The organism is Nocardia donostiensis (genome assembly GCF_002081715.1).
In the GTDB taxonomy this organism is placed as follows: domain Bacteria; phylum Actinomycetota; class Actinomycetes; order Mycobacteriales; family Mycobacteriaceae; genus Nocardia; species Nocardia donostiensis.
Genome location: NZ_MUKP01000003.1, coordinates 51,458 through 65,664 on the forward strand (window position 1 = coordinate 51,458; position 14,207 = coordinate 65,664).

Sequence of the window (14,207 nt, forward strand, 5' to 3'; positions counted from 1 at the left end):
AGGCACGGTTGGGCACATGGGACGATGGAGCGTAGTCCGCCGCTGACCATGAGGAGTGGAGTGCCCGCCAGTTTCGCCGACACGACGTTCACCGATCCCGCACGGATCCGGAACTTCTGCATCATCGCCCACATCGACCACGGCAAGTCGACGTTGGCCGACCGGATGCTGCAACTGACCGGTGTGGTCTCCGAACGGCAGATGCGCGCCCAGTACCTGGACCGGATGGATATCGAGCGGGAACGCGGTATCACCATCAAGGCCCAGAACGTGCGGCTGCCGTGGGCACCGCGCTCCGGGGAGCACGCGGGCACCGACTTCGTGCTGCACCTGATCGATACGCCGGGCCACGTCGACTTCACCTACGAGGTTTCGCGCGCGCTGGAGGCGTGTGAGGGCGCGATCCTGCTGGTGGACGCCGCGCAGGGGATCGAGGCGCAGACGCTGGCCAATCTGTATCTGGCACTGGACAAGGATCTGACGATCATCCCGGTGCTGAACAAGATCGACCTGCCCGCCGCCGATCCGGACCGCTACGCAGCCGAGCTCGCCCATATCATCGGCTGCGAACCCTCGGACGTACTGCGGGTCTCCGGTAAGACCGGTGTCGGCGTGCCCGAGTTGCTCGACGAGGTGATCGCGCAGGTCCCGCCGCCGGAGGGAGTGGCCGACGCCCCGGCGCGGGCGATGATCTTCGACTCGGTCTACGACACCTACCGCGGTGTGGTGACCTATGTCCGGGTGGTGGACGGCAAGCTGACCCCGCGCGAGAAGATCAAGATGATGTCCACCGGCGCCACACATGAGCTACTCGAGATCGGCATCGTCTCCCCGGAGCCGAAACCGACCGACGGTCTCGGCGTCGGTGAGGTGGGTTATCTGATCACCGGTGTGAAGGAGGTCCGCCAGTCGAAGGTCGGCGATACCGTCACCACCGCCCGCGGCGGCGCGCCCGAACCGCTCACCGGTTATCGCGAACCCCAGCCGATGGTGTACTCGGGCCTGTATCCGGTGGACGGCTCCGACTATCCCGTGCTGCGTGATGCACTGGACAAGCTGCAGCTCAACGATGCCGCGCTCACCTACGAGCCGGAAACCTCGGTTGCGCTCGGATTCGGGTTCCGGTGCGGTTTCCTCGGTTTGCTGCACATGGAGATCACCCGCGAGCGACTGCAACGCGAATTCGGCCTCGACCTCATCTCCACCGCGCCGAACGTGGTGTACCGGGTGGAGATGGAAGACAGTGCCGAGCACATCGTCACCAACCCGTCGTTCTGGCCGGAAGGCAAGGTGCGCACCGTTTTCGAACCGGTGGTGAAATGCACCATCATCGCGCCGAGTGAGTTCATCGGCGCGATCATGGAACTGTGCCAGTCGCGCCGCGGCGAACTCGGCGGTATGGACTACCTGTCCGAGACCCGGGTCGAGTTGCGGTACACGCTGCCGATGGCCGAAATCATCTTCGACTTCTTCGATTCGCTGAAGTCGCGCACCCGCGGTTACGCGAGCCTCGACTACGAGGAGGCAGGCGAACAGCAAGCACAGTTGGTGAAGGTGGACATTCTGCTGCAGGGGGAGGCGGTGGACGCGTTCAGTGCGATCGTGCACCGTGATGCCGCGCAGGCCTACGGCCACAAGATGACCACCAAACTGCGCGAGCTGATTCCGCGTCAGCAGTTCGAGGTGCCGATCCAGGCCGCGATCGGTTCGAAGATCATTGCGCGCGAGAACATCCGGGCGATCCGCAAGGATGTGCTGGCCAAATGCTACGGCGGCGATATCAGCCGTAAACGCAAGCTGCTGGAGAAGCAGAAGGAAGGCAAGAAGCGGATGAAGACCATCGGCCGGGTGGATGTTCCGCAGGAGGCCTTCGTTGCGGCGTTGTCTTCGGATGCGCAGTCGGACAAACCGAAAGACAAGAAATAACGCCGTCCCGACACTGCCGGGCAGCTGCCCGGCGCCGGGTTGCCGTGCGGTGACTCGGATGTACTGACCCGGCAACTGGGGGCTGTTCGATGTCGGTGCCTGCTGTTAACTTCGCAACGTCAACGATGAAGTGACAGCCGGGTTCTCCGCAAATATGGTGGTTTCTGATCTTCACTCGGCGACCCGGCGTGGTGAGGATGCTGGAAGCTCGAGAGTGGAGTGTGGTATGACCCGTGACCTACCTTTCGACGGCGAGGAGGCAGCAGCCGTCGAGCGCGGTGGTGATACCGCCTATCGGGTGGCCAGCGGTGTGGCCCGAGTGGCCAGGGGCGGTGCGTACGTGACCGGTGGCGCCCTGGTGGCCGCCAACGGCGGCGGGGTTCCCGCGCAGCCGGGGTCGGAGCATCTCGACAGCCGTAACACCGGTTGGGCCCGTAACAGCGATCCCGACCCCGATGTGCCGAGCCCGGTGGTGACTTTCCCGGATCCGGCACCACTGGCTACGGATTCGGCCGTCCGGAATCAGCCCGGTTTCGACCTGCCCGATGCCGACGCGACGATGACCATGCCGTTGCCGCGGCTGGACGGCACGATCGGTGGCCGTGGTACCGACGCCGGTTTCGGGCTGCCAAGCCTCCCCGACAACGAGTATTCGAGGGGAATTCCCGGCACGGACGAGGGTGTGCCCGGTATCGGGGGCATCCCCGGCGCGGACGCGGGCGAAGGCGTGCCGGGTATCGGCGGCATCCCGGGTACCGACGGCAGTGAGGGGATACCCGGGGTGGGCGGTATTCCTGGTTTCGACGAGGGTTTCTCGCTGCCGTCCCTGCCAGGAACCGGACCTTCGGCCGGGTTCGAGGAGCCGGGCGGGCACGGTTTCGGCCTGCCCGGTCATGGTCTCGGCCAGGCGGGTCACGGTTTCGGGTTGCCGGATATGCAGGGTTTCGTGCCGCCGGGGTCCAACCCTTTCGCGCTGCCGTCCCTGCCCTCCGGGGCGCCCGTGGCGGATACCGGTCCGGCGGTCGGTGCTTCGCCGCTGCCGGGCACCGGCGGTGGCCCGTTCGACGGCGTCGGTGACGGGCCGGGGATCTTCTTCAGCACCGAAACCCATATCGATTTCGGTATCGGACCCGACGGCTTCTATTTCGTCAGTTCGATGGAGATCGATGTCGCCGTCGGGAATGTGGGCGACCAACTCGACCAGTACAACGACTGGCTCGCCGACGGTCTGCGAGCACCCGATGGTGCCCAGCCCGGCGCCGACCAGGGCGTCGAGGGCGGGCAGCAGGACCTGCTGGGCGCGCTGACCGGTTCCCCCGCAGGCGGGCTGTCCGGCCAGGCCGCGACGGGCGGTCCGGGGTCCGCATCGCCTGCAACGACGTCGAGCCCCAGCACGGCGTCGAGTCCCGGTACAGCACCGGCTCCGGCCGCTGCCCACGCCGCGCCCGCGCCCATGGCGGCACCCGCACCCGCGCCGGTGGCGCCTGTCGCGATCGCGCCCGCGCCGATGGTGGCGCCTGCGCCGATGGCGACGCCTGCCCCGGTCGCCACTGCCGCGGTCGCGCAGCCGGTGACCGCGACCCCGCTGCAGACCACGATCCAGCCGGATGCCGCGACCACCCCGGTGGCGAATGTGATCGCCCCGCCGCCCGGCCCGTCGCCGCTCACCGTGCCCGCCGCGCAGGTGCCGGAACTGTTCGAGCGCTCGAACGAGCCCGAGCTGATCGATCCGCAGGTCGGCCTTGTCGACGATCCGTCCGAGACCGGAGTCACCACCACCCCTGGCGAGACGAGCACGACGACCACCGGAACCTCGACGCCGACCACGTCCGGCGGCACCAGTACCTCCGACGTGAGCACCACGACCGTTCCCGAAGTGAGCGTCACCCAGGTTCCCGGTGTGAGCACCACCACCCCGGGTTCGTCGGGAACCACCTCGCCGGGTTCGTCGGCCACCACCTCGCCGGACTCCTCCGGCACCACGTCCCCGGATTCGTCGAGCACCACTTCACCCGGCGAGACGAGCCCCGGCACCTCGAGCGGTCCCACCACCGAAACCGAAGACGGGTCGCCGGGCGGCACCGGCGATACGACCACCAGCCCGGACAGCTCCAGCGAGACCGAGCTTCCCACGCAGACCGCCCCGTCACCGGGAGATACCACCGGCGCCGCGTCGACCACCGCCGTCCAGCCGTCGTCGGTGGGCTCCGAACCCGGTATCGGCACTCCGTCGACCATCGAGGCGCCGAGTGCAGGCAGCCCGTCGGCCGGCGTTCCTTCCGCCACGGTCCCCACTGTGGACGTCCCGGCACAGCCGACGCAGCACGTTCCGACCGTGGATGTGCAGCCGCAGGCGCCGATGGTGCAGCCGCAGATCATCGATACGAAACCGATCGCGGACCCGGCCGGTTATCATTCCGCGGGGGATAACGCGGTGCTGGCGGCGACTCCGATCGCCGACCATCCAGGGCTCGCCGCTACCGATAGCGGTCTGTCCAGCGGGCTGCTGCCGGGGGTGGCCTTCGCCGAGACCCACCATCCGGTCGGCCTCGGGGTGGGCGACACCCTGATCTGATATCACCCCGGTCGTCCGGGGCCGGGGGATGGGCGATCGCGGCGCAGCTGTGCCGTGATCGAATGTGTGACGCAACCACGAGGGAACGACAGAAGGAGCAGGGTTGTCTGCCGCAGCCGGACTCCAGGCCGCGACGGTGAAACATCCGGACGCGATGGCCCCGGTCATCGGAATAATCGACGACCTGCGGGAGGTGACCCGGTTCGCCGGCCGGGAGGATCTCGGCGGGCGTCTCGGTATGGTCCGGGCCAGGGTCAATGACACGCGGGTGCGACTGGTGGTGGTCGGGCCGGCCAAGAGCGGAATGAGCACGCTGGTCAACGCCATGGTCGGGGCGCGGATCAGCGCCACCGACAGCCCCATCAGCGTGCCGGTGATCGTCGAGTACGGTCCCGAGCCGACCGCGACGCTGGTACGGACAGTGGGCGGCGGCCGCACCGAACGCCAGCCCGTCGACCCGCTCGACCCGGCTCCTGCGCTGAACGCCAAGGGTGTGATCCGGGCCGAGTTCACCGAGCCGAGCCCGCTGCTGGCAGACGGAATCGTGCTGATGGACGCGCCCGGCTCGCCCGCCGACGAACAGGCCACCTGGTCGATGATCGCGGCCGCCGACACTGTGCTGTACGTCACCGAAGCCCGTTCGGAGTTCACTCCCGAGCAGGTGGCGTATCTGCAACAGGTGCAGCAGTTGTGCCCCACCGTGATCTGCGTGCTCAACAAGATCGACATGTACCCGCATTGGTCGCATGTGCAGCAGCGCAACCGGGAGCTGCTGGATTCGGCAGGTCTGGGTTTCGCTGTCGCGCCGGTGTCGGCCGAGTTGCACCGTCAAGCCGAGCAGGCAGGCGATCAGCAGCGCGCCATCGAATCCGGGATGCCGCAGCTCATCGACCATCTGCGCGACTATGTGGTGGCGCGCGCCGACGCGTTGGCCATCGAGGCCGCCCTCGGCGATATCCGGCTGGTCGGCGACCATGTGGCCCTGGCGCTGCGTAACGAGGCCGACGCATTGCGTGATCCGCGGCGGCGCGCGCAGATCACCCAGCAGCTGGCGATCGCCCGCGACGAAGCCGACCAGCTGCGTCAGCGCACCGCCAACTGGCAGGTCACTCTCGCCGACGGCAGCACCGAACTGATGGCCGATATCGAGCACGATCTGCGGCACCGGCTGCGCAGTCTGGTGCGCGATGCCGAGGCCGAGATCGCGAAAACCGATCCCGCGCCCCGCTGGAAGGAATTCGCAGCCGATCTCGACGCCCGCATCTGCGAGGCCGTCGAGGAGAATTTCGCGATGGCGCACTACCGTTCGGTCGAGTTGTCCGAGCAGGTCGCCGCCAAGTTCCCAGCCGACCATCGCAGTCCGGCGCTGCCCGGCGTCCAACTGGAGAAGGCCGGTGAGGTGCTGGACCAGGTGGCTCCTCTGGAACCGCTGGACAGCGCGAAAGCCGGTGTCACCGAACAGTTCCTATCCGCGTTGCGCGGCTCCTACGGCGGCATCCTGATGGTCGGCCTCGCCACCAGCCTGCTCGGCATGTCGTTGGTGAACTGGTATTCGGCGGGCGCGGGTGTGCTGTTGGGCATCAACGCCCTGTGGGACGACCGCCGGGCGCGTAAACAGCGGCGCCAAGCCGAAGCCAAGGTCGCTGTGGCCCGTCTGATGGATGATGTGATCTTCCAGGTGAGCAAGGAATCCCGTAACCGGCTGCGCGCTGTGCAGCGCACCCTGCGGGATCACTTCACCGAGATCGCCACCGATGTGTTACACCGGGCCGACGAGGCGCTGCGGGTCGCCGAGGAGGCGGGCGCCAAGTACGGCGACAGCGGCCGGGAACGGCTGGAACGGCTCGATACCGAACTGGGCAAGCTGCGCAGGCTCCGAGAACGCGCGGACGGTATCGCTGATATCGCTGCTTAAGCGTTCCTCCGCCTTCGCTCCGGGCGTACCTCTGCCTTCGCTCCGGGCATGCGCTTCGAGGGGGACCTAGCTTCCGGGTGGGCGTCGCATTCCTTGCCAACCGGTGGCGGCCACGTGCGCGGGCCGGAACTGGCCCGCCGGCCGCGATTCCTCGGCGCGGATGACGTGGGTGACGGCGTTGATCAGCGCCAGATGAGTGAACGCTTGCGGGAAATTGCCGAGCTGCCGTCCGGTGTGCGCGTCGATCTCCTCGGCGTAGAGCCGCAGCGGTCCCGCGTAGCCGAGTAGGCGTTCGCACAGGTGCCGGGCCCGGCGCACCTCGCCGATCTCCACCAGCGCCGACACCAGCCAAAACGAGCAGATGGTGAACGTGCCTTCCGCACCGGACAGCCCGTCGTCGGTGGTTTCGGTGCGGTAGCGCAGCACCAGCCCGTCTTCGGTGAGTTCGTCGGCGATACCCAGCACGGTGGCGCGGACCCGGGGGTCTTCCGGTGGCAGGAATCGGGTCAGGACCACCAGCAGCAGTGACGCATCCAGGGTGTCGCCGCCGTAGACCTGGGTGAACCGGCCCGCGGCGTCGACACCATTGACGAGTACATCGTTTCGGATCTCCTCGGCGATGGCCGACCATTCCGCGGCGATCGCGAACTGCCCGTGCAGTTCGGCCAGGCGCGCCCCGCGGTCGAGCGCCACCCAGCACATCACTTTCGACGAGGTGAAATGCTGGGGGTCCCCCCGTACTTCCCAAATACCGCGGTCGGGTTCGCGCCAGTGGCGGATAGCGGCGTCGACCTGGCGTTTCAGCATGGGCCATAGGGTTTCCGGGACATGCTGGCGTGATTTCACGTGCAGGTACACCGAATCGAGCATGGTGCCCCAGATATCGTGCTGGTCCTGGTTGTATGCCCCGTTGCCGACGCGGACGGGGCGGGCGTTGTCGTAGCCGGCCAGATGGTCCAGTCGGGATTCCGGGATTTCGCGTTCCCCACCGACGCCGTAGAGCACCTGCAGCGGCACCGGTTCCCCATCGGCGCCAGTGGTGGCGTCGTTGAGGAAAGCGAAGAAATCATCGGCCTCGCGGTCGAGGCCGAGGGTGTACAGACCCCACAGTGCGAAGGTCGAATCACGCACCCAGGAATAGCGGTAGTCCCAGTTGCGTTCGCCGCAGGGGGTTTCCGGTAGTGAGGTGGTCGCGGCCGCCATCAGCGCTCCGGTCGGGGCGTAGGTCAGCCCTTTCAAGGTCAAGGCACTGCGCTGCAGGTATCCGCGCCACGGGTGATCCGGGAAGTCGCCGAGGGTGATCCACTGCCGCCAGCATTCGATGGTGGTCCACATCTTCTGGGCGGCTTCGGCGAAGGTGCGCGGGGCGGGCAGGTCCGTCCAGGTCAGCGCGATGAAAATCTCGTCGCCTTCGCTCATCCTGGTGCGCGCCCGAGCCTGGCGGCCCTGTAGGCCGAGGCGCAGATCGGTGGTGAGCACCAGTGACGGACCGGCGCTCGGGTCGTCGGCGCGTACCGCTGTGGCTTCCTCGTAAACCTTGCCGGTGTATTCCCAGGTCGCGGCGGCGCGGTGGTAGTCGAACGACGGTTCGCAGCTCATCTCCAGTTCTACGGTGCCGTTCACGCATTTCACGGTGCGCAACAGCATGTGTTCGGCATCCCAATCGGTGGGGGTGCGCCGGTGGTTGCGGCTGCGCTGGGTGGTGCTGTGCCAGGGGCCGAGTACCAGCGCGTCGCGCACGATGAGCCAGCCCGTCGCGGTCTGCCAGGTGGTTTCCAGCACCATGCCGCCGGGCAGGTAGCGCCGGGCGGCCGGCACATTGCGCCCATACGGCCCCACCCGGAAATGCCCGGCGCTGCGGTCGAGGATCGAGCCGAACACGCTCGGCGAGTCGGGCCGGGGCACGCACATCCATTCGACCGACCCGTTGCCCGCGATCAGGCAGTTGGTTTCGCAGTCGGACAGGAAGGCGTAGTCGTCGATCGGCGGATAGTTGGTCGAGTGCACGGGTTCGACCGGGGTGTCGAGTGCCTGCAGTCCAGTGGGAAGTTGATCTTCGGAACTCGCCATAACACATCATGCGGGCCGGGCCGATGTCCCGTCCACCCCCGGCTCATCCGGACGGCCGCCGGGTACGGCCTCGTCGCGAGGACGTACCGCGGCAGGCTTCCGGCGAGATCAGCGGCGGCGAATGCGGGCCAGCCAGGCGGCGGTGTCGACGACCCCTTCCTTCGGCAGTCCCATCGCGACGGCTTGTTCCACCACCGTCTCGGTGATCCGCCCGCGATAGCTGGACGGGCGCAGGTCCTCGATCTCCCAGCCGTCGCCGAAAGAATCCCGGATGAGTGAATCGCTGATGCGCGGACCGAATCCGGGTTCGGTGTCCGACAGCGCCAGGATGTGTACGTAGCCGCCGGGCTCGCAGATCGCGTGCAGACCGCGCACATAGGCGGCCCTGGCCTCGGGTTCTTCGCCGAATACGTGGAACAGTGCGCTGTCGACGATGGTGTCGAACACCCCAGGGCGGTCGCCGCCGGGCTCGGTCAGGGTAAGGACGTCGGCCACCTCGAACCGGGCAGGCACTGCGCGCGCTTCCGCGTTACGGCGGGCCCGGTCGACCGCGCTCGGCGACAGATCGATACCGAGCACGTCGTAGCCGAGCCGGGTCAGTGCGATGGTGTGTTCGCCCGCGCCGGTACCCGGGTCCAGCACTCGTCCTCGAATCCAGCCGTCACGTTCGAGCGCGAGGATCGCCGGCTGCGGTTCGCCGATCACCCACGGGGCGGTGTCGTTGTCGTAGAAGCTGTTCCATACCTCGGCAGGTTGCGTTGTCATGACCCCAGCCTGCCTCCTCGAGTTCGGTTGAGGTCAAGAATCGAGGCGTCGTGACGGAGGCCGGTGGGGAGACCGGTTGCGGCCGACTACCCTGGGCTGCGTGGATCGCATCGCGGGATGGTGGGACGGTTTCGAACTATGGGTGGCGGGACTTCCGTTCATCCCGCAGTTCCTGGTAGTGCTGGTGGGTATGGTGCCGATCAGTTTCGCCATCGCCTACCTGCTCGATCGCGGGCTGCGGCTCGTGTTGCGGATGTTCGGCCGCCGTCGTGGCCCGGGTAAGCGTGGCAACCGGGTGGTGACCCGCATCGACGATATGCCGGTGCACGAACGCATCCTCCCCGCCGCGCAGGCGGTCCGTGAGCACGCAGGCAGCGGGGTCGGCTGATGCCACGTTCTCGCGTCCAGCTCGCTCTCGTCGCCCTGCTCGTACTCGTCGTCATCGCCTGGTTGTTCACCCGCTGAGCGACTCGGATCAACCGGTCGGGAGCGTGCGGTGCGCCCCGGTGAGCCAGGGACCAACCGGTCGAATCGGTATATCTGCTCTGCTAGAGTCTGGCGGGTGTCGTCGAGAGTTGTGCCGCAGGTCCGCCATGAATTGGCGTTGATCGCGGTCGGTTGCCTCGTCGTCGCCGATATTCACTGTCGGTGATTCCAGCGGGTGTTTTCTGCGTGTCCCCCTCGTTCGGCGCGCATCCTTTTCGCAGAATTGCCCGAACCCAGGCGGCCCTACCGGTCGCGTGGCGCGCCGCTGCCGTAACAACGACAAGCAATCGAGCCGATAACGCTCGCTCCGCCGACCGGTCACGCACCCGGGCGGCGGCACCGGAAAGGGTCTACCCATGTCACGCACCAGCCGGCTCATCGGACGCCGCAGCCGAGCGTTCGTCGCTCTGGCCACCCTCGCGATGGTCGCGCTGACCGCGTGCAGCGGCGGAGCCAGTGACACCGTCGGCGGCAGCACCGCCGATGGCAGCGGCGGCACCGTCAACCTCTTCGCCTACGCCGTACCCAAGCCCGGCTTCGACAAGGTGATCCCCGAGTTCAACAAGACCGCAGCGGGCAAGGGCGTGCAGATCCAGCAGTCCTACGGCGCCTCGGGCGATCAGTCCCGCAAGGTCACCGACGGTGCCCGCGCCGACGTCGTGAACTTTTCGGTGGAACCCGATATCACCAGGCTGGTTGATGCCGGACTGGTCGACCCGGATTGGAACGCGGGCGCCACCAAGGGCGTCCCGTTCGGTTCCGTGGTTGCCCTCGTGGTCCGTGATGGCAACCCGAAAGGCATCAAGACCTGGGACGATCTGCTGAAACCCGGCGTCGAGGTGGTGACCCCGAACCCGTTCAGTTCCGGATCGGCCAAATGGAATCTGCTCGCACCGTATGCGGCCAAAAGCGATGGCGGGAAGAATCCGCAGGCCGGGCTCGATTATCTGGCGCAGCTGATCTCCCCGGAGCATGTGCGGGTGCAGCCCAAATCCGGCAGGGAAGCAACCGAGACCTTTCTGCAGGGCACCGGCGATGTGCTGCTGAGCTATGAGAACGAGGCCATTTTCGCCGAACGCAGCGGCGACCCGATCGACCATATTGTCCCTGAGCAGACATTCGAGATCGAGAACCCGGTCGCGGTGCTGAAGCACAGCCGGAATCCGGAAAAGGCCGTCGCTTTCCGCGACTTCCTGTTCACCCCGCAAGCGCAGCGGGCGTGGGCCGAGGCCGGTTTCCGTCCGGTCGATCCCGCGGTCGCGGCCGAGTTCGCCGACGAATTCCCCGAGCCGCAGCGGCTGTACACCATCGACGACCTCGGCGGCTGGGAGCAGGTCGACGCCGAATTGTTCGACCAGGACAGCGGGGCCATCGCCGCTGTCTACGACCAGGCGACCAGATAGTCCGGTGAACCGGCGCACAAGCGAGATCAGATACCCGTGACCGACAGCATCAGCAACGCCGAGGCCGTGCCCGCCTCCGGCGCATCAGCACCACCGGGCACAGCCGTTCCGGGCTCGCGCGGACCCTTCTGGTCGTGGCTGCGGGTCACCGGGTCGGTCGGCCCGCTCGGCATCGCCATCGCCGTCCTGTGGCTCAGCATCATCGTGCTGCTGCCGCTGGCGGCACTGACGATCAGCTCCTTCGACGAAGGCTGGACGGGGTTCTGGGATGCGATCACCTCCCCGGTGGCGCTGGCGTCCCTGCGGGTCACCGTGATCGTCTCGGTGATCGTCGCGCTCCTCAACGTCGTGATGGGCACGCTCATCGCGTGGGTGCTGGTACGTGACGAATTCCCCGGTAAGGGCATCGTCAACGCGCTCATCGATCTGCCGTTCGCGCTGCCGACGATCGTCGCCAGTATCGTGCTGCTGTCGCTGTACGGCCCGCGGAGTCCGATCGATATCCAGCTCAACGCCACCAAGCCCGGGCTGGTGGTGGCGCTGGCGTTCGTCACGCTGCCGTTCGTGGTGCGCTCGGTGCAGCCGGTGCTGCTCGAGGTCGACCGCGAGGTGGAGCAGGCGGCGCTGTCGCTCGGTGCGGACAACTGGACCACCTTCCGCCGTATCGTGCTGCCCACGCTCACCCCCGCCATCATCAGCGGCGGCGGCCTCGCCTTTGCCCGCGCGATCGGCGAATTCGGTTCGGTGGTGCTCATCGGCGGCAACATTCCCCGAGAAACCCAGGTGGCCTCGCAGTACATCCAGCAGCAGATCGAAATCGACCGCCCGGTCAGCGCCGCCGCAGTGTCGGTGGCGCTGCTGGTGATCGCGTTCCTGACGCTGCTGGTGCTGCGGGTGTTCGCCGACCGTGCCGCGCGGAAGGAGCGGGAGGAACGATGAAGCTGTCTGCTCCCACCCGTATCTCGCTGCGCGTGATCGCGCTCGGCTACCTGTTCGTGCTGTTGGTGCTGCCGCTCGGTGTCATCCTCGGGCGCGCGTTCGGCCACGGTATCGGCGCGTTCATCGATCAGATCAGCACACCGGCTGCGATCTCGGCATTCAACCTGTCGATGATCATCGTGGCGATCGTGGTGCCGATCAATGTGGTGTTCGGGGTGGTCACCGCCATCGCGCTGGTGCGCGGCGACTTCCCCGGCCGCAGGCTCGTCCAAGGCCTCGTCGACCTGCCGTTCGCGGTATCGCCGGTGGTGGTCGGTGTGTCGCTGATCATGCTGTGGGGCGCCAGCGGCTGGTTCGGCGGTATCGAGTCGCTGGGGTTCCGGGTGATCTTCGGGCTGCCCGGGATGGTGCTGGCGACCATCTTCGTGACCCTGCCGTTCGTGGTCCGCGAGGTGGAGCCGGTGCTGCACGAGATCGGTGACGATCAGGAGCAGGCCGCCGCTACTCTCGGCGCCTCGAGGTGGCAGACGTTCTGGCGGATCACGCTGCCCGCCATCCGCTGGGGCCTCACCTATGGTGTGGTGCTGACCGTGGCCCGCGCGCTGGGCGAATTCGGCGCGGTGATCATGGTGTCGTCCGGTTTCGCCGGTGTCTCGCAGACCCTGACGCTGCTCGTGCACGCCCGCTATATCAACGACCACAACGATTTCGGCGCCTACTGCGCCGCGACCCTGCTGATGGGCATCGCCCTGCTCACCCTGCTGCTGATGACCGTGCTGGAACGTAAGCGGGACAGCAAATGATCGCCCATGCCGGAGGCAACAACTCATGATCACCGTGACCAACGCCAAGAAGCGTTACGGTTCCTTCGCCGCCCTCGACGATGTCAGCCTGGACATCCCGTCCGGCGAGCTGACAGCGCTGCTCGGCCCGTCGGGTTCGGGCAAATCGACGCTGCTGCGGGCGATCGCGGGACTGGAATCGCTGGATTCGGGGGTCGTCGTCATCTCCGACCGTAACGTCACCACGACTCCGCCGCAGGACCGCGGTATCGGTTTCGTATTCCAGCATTACGCGGCGTTCAAACATATGACGGTGCGCGACAACGTCGCGTTCGGCCTGCGGATCCGGAAACGTCCCAAGGCCGAGATCACCGCGAAGGTCGACGAACTGCTCGGCATCGTCGGGCTCGACGGTTTCCAGCACCGGTATCCGGCGCAGCTGTCCGGTGGGCAACGCCAGCGCATGGCCCTGGCCAGGGCGCTGGCGGTCGACCCGCAGGTGCTGCTGCTGGACGAACCGTTCGGCGCGCTCGACGCCAAGGTGCGCGCCGATCTGCGCACCTGGCTGCGCAGGCTGCACGAGGATGTGCACGTGACCACCGTGCTGGTCACCCACGACCAGGAGGAGGCGCTCGATGTCGCCGACCGGATCGCGGTGATGAACGCAGGCCGCATCGAACAGGTCGGCAGCCCGGAGGACGTCTACGACCGCCCTGCCAACGAGTTCGTCATGTCCTTCCTCGGCGCGGTCGCCCGGCTCAACGGTCACCTGGTGCGACCGCACGATATCCGCGTCGGGCGCGATCCGAGCATGGCGCTGGCCGAACACGAGGGCACGGCAGAGTCGGCGGGCGTCACCCGGGCGACGGTGGAACGGGTGGTGCGGCTCGGTTTCGAGGTCAGGCTGGAACTGCGTAACGCCGCCACCCATGATCTGTTCACCGCCCAGGTGACCCGTGGCGACGCCGAGGCGTTGCGGCTGTCGGAGGGGGAGACGGTGTACGTGCGCGCGACCCGTATCCCCGATCTGCCGCCGAAGTGAACATTTGCTCCGCAGCTGCGAGCAGGATGCTGCCTGTGTTTCGGTAACCGGTCGGTCGGCTCCGGCGGAGCTCAGCGGTGCGGGCGGTGAACGCGAGCACGCTGCCACTGTCCGGTTCCGTTTCCGATCGATCTCCGGTCTCTTCTGGTCGCGTCGCCTGGTTCGCTTACGGTGGAGCAGTTCCTTTGCTCGGCCTGACGTGAACTCCTCGGCGCACCTACGGCAAACTTTCCGAGTGAGTAACCGTGTCCGGTAGTTGCTGTGCGCAAACTTCTTCGCGGCGCGTGGTTTTGGAAGTTTGCCC

Annotated in this window: 11 protein-coding genes; 9 read left to right on the forward strand and 2 right to left on the reverse strand. The window is 67.1% G+C overall.

What is annotated here, in order from left to right; translation table 11 throughout:
- Positions 1-24: 24 nt before the first annotated feature.
- The 3 genes from lepA (at position 25) to B0T44_RS02805 (ending at position 6,416) form a co-directional block, all read left to right on the forward strand.
- Positions 25-1,926 (forward strand): translation elongation factor 4, encoded by a 1,902-nt coding sequence (gene lepA / locus B0T44_RS02795; protein WP_077120699.1) that lies wholly within the window; start codon positions 25-27, stop codon positions 1,924-1,926.
- Between the two features lie 226 nt (positions 1,927-2,152).
- Positions 2,153-4,501 carry a hypothetical protein gene (locus B0T44_RS02800; RefSeq protein WP_081511495.1) on the forward strand — a complete coding sequence of 783 codons (2,349 nt, stop codon included), beginning with the start codon at positions 2,153-2,155 and terminating at the stop codon, positions 4,499-4,501.
- A gap of 103 nt (positions 4,502-4,604) precedes the next feature.
- Positions 4,605-6,416, forward strand: coding sequence for a dynamin family protein (locus tag B0T44_RS02805; protein WP_081511496.1), 1,812 nt, complete (start codon positions 4,605-4,607; stop codon positions 6,414-6,416).
- Between the two features lie 66 nt (positions 6,417-6,482).
- Here B0T44_RS02805 and B0T44_RS02810 read toward each other — a convergent pair whose 3' ends face one another.
- Complete coding sequence (locus B0T44_RS02810) at positions 6,483-8,486, reverse strand: glycoside hydrolase family 15 protein (protein ID WP_077116465.1); 2,004 nt, start codon at positions 8,484-8,486, stop codon at positions 6,483-6,485.
- 108 nt (positions 8,487-8,594) lie between these two features.
- On the reverse strand, positions 8,595-9,251 hold the full coding sequence (locus B0T44_RS02815; RefSeq protein WP_077116466.1) for a class I SAM-dependent methyltransferase: 657 nt from the start codon (positions 9,249-9,251) through the stop codon (positions 8,595-8,597).
- Positions 9,252-9,351: 100 nt separating this feature from the next.
- Here B0T44_RS02815 and B0T44_RS02820 point away from each other — a divergent pair, with 100 nt between their 5' ends.
- From B0T44_RS02820 to B0T44_RS02840, 6 genes are all read left to right on the forward strand, one after another.
- Positions 9,352-9,639, forward strand: coding sequence for a hypothetical protein (locus B0T44_RS02820; protein ID WP_077116467.1), 288 nt, complete (start codon positions 9,352-9,354; stop codon positions 9,637-9,639).
- 189 nt (positions 9,640-9,828) lie between these two features.
- Positions 9,829-9,903, forward strand: coding sequence for an Ms4533A family Cys-rich leader peptide (locus tag B0T44_RS28450; RefSeq protein ID WP_367946987.1), 75 nt, complete (start codon positions 9,829-9,831; stop codon positions 9,901-9,903).
- 190 nt (positions 9,904-10,093) lie between these two features.
- Complete coding sequence (locus B0T44_RS02825) at positions 10,094-11,140, forward strand: sulfate ABC transporter substrate-binding protein (protein WP_425436785.1); 1,047 nt, start codon at positions 10,094-10,096, stop codon at positions 11,138-11,140.
- A 138-nt stretch (positions 11,141-11,278) separates the two neighbouring features.
- Positions 11,279-12,079 (forward strand): sulfate ABC transporter permease subunit CysT, encoded by an 801-nt coding sequence (gene cysT / locus B0T44_RS02830; RefSeq protein ID WP_245839100.1) that lies wholly within the window; start codon positions 11,279-11,281, stop codon positions 12,077-12,079.
- A complete protein-coding gene (cysW, locus tag B0T44_RS02835) occupies positions 12,076-12,882 on the forward strand; it encodes a sulfate ABC transporter permease subunit CysW (RefSeq protein ID WP_077116468.1) in 807 nt (268 codons plus the stop codon). The genes cysT and cysW overlap by 4 nt, the downstream gene beginning before the upstream one ends.
- A 25-nt stretch (positions 12,883-12,907) precedes the next feature.
- Positions 12,908-13,903: a sulfate/molybdate ABC transporter ATP-binding protein gene (locus tag B0T44_RS02840; RefSeq protein ID WP_077116469.1), complete on the forward strand. Its 996-nt coding sequence runs from the start codon at positions 12,908-12,910 to the stop codon at positions 13,901-13,903.
- Positions 13,904-14,207 lie beyond the last annotated feature (304 nt).

Bases quoted from the DNA above. Each gene is read 5' to 3' on its own strand.
- B0T44_RS02825 (WP_425436785.1), top strand. From the start codon at position 10,094: ATGTCACGCACCAGCCGGCTCATCGGACGCCGCAGCCGAGCGTTCGTC.
- B0T44_RS02815 (WP_077116466.1), bottom strand. From the start codon at position 9,251: ATGACAACGCAACCTGCCGAGGTATGGAACAGCTTCTACGACAACGAC.
- lepA (WP_077120699.1), top strand. From the start codon at position 25: ATGGAGCGTAGTCCGCCGCTGACCATGAGGAGTGGAGTGCCCGCCAGT.
- B0T44_RS02810 (WP_077116465.1), bottom strand. From the start codon at position 8,486: ATGGCGAGTTCCGAAGATCAACTTCCCACTGGACTGCAGGCACTCGAC.
- cysW (WP_077116468.1), top strand. From the start codon at position 12,076: ATGAAGCTGTCTGCTCCCACCCGTATCTCGCTGCGCGTGATCGCGCTC.
- B0T44_RS02840 (WP_077116469.1), top strand. From the start codon at position 12,908: ATGATCACCGTGACCAACGCCAAGAAGCGTTACGGTTCCTTCGCCGCC.
- B0T44_RS02800 (WP_081511495.1), top strand. From the start codon at position 2,153: ATGACCCGTGACCTACCTTTCGACGGCGAGGAGGCAGCAGCCGTCGAG.